The sequence below is a fragment of the Halorubrum salipaludis genome, assembly GCF_002286985.1.
Taxonomy (GTDB): Archaea; Halobacteriota; Halobacteria; order Halobacteriales; family Haloferacaceae; genus Halorubrum; species Halorubrum salipaludis.
The window spans coordinates 1-342 of record NZ_NSKC01000014.1; the positions used below are offsets into that span (position 1 = coordinate 1).

The 342-nt window shown below is 52.3% G+C and carries 1 pseudogene; it reads left to right on the forward strand.

The features are described 5' to 3' along the window. Window positions 1-255: pseudogene (locus tag CK500_RS16020) on the forward strand (hypothetical protein); the annotation flags it as partial. Window positions 256-342: the final 87 nt, after the last annotated feature.

The window sequence follows — 342 nt, forward strand, 5'->3', positions numbered from 1 at the left end:
GACGACGCGTTGGAGGTAACGTCACTCTCTGAATCCGATGTGTACGATATCGAGGAAAGCGAGTATGTTCGGAAAGCAGACGTCGACGAGGACATGAAAGAAACTCGTCTCCAAGGGCTGAAAGACCAGTTGGCTGGAGCCGACGAAGACACAACCGAGCTCCAAGCTGAAATCGAAGAATTAGAGCAGCGTATCACTGAACTCACCAGTTTTGACTCCGGGACATCTTTCCATACTCGTTCAACTGGTGGATAGCCGGCGTCTGGGCGGATACTGTCACAACCGTGACTGTGGGAGGACTGTTCTATCGTACTCGTTGGGTGACGACAGACTGACCAAGGC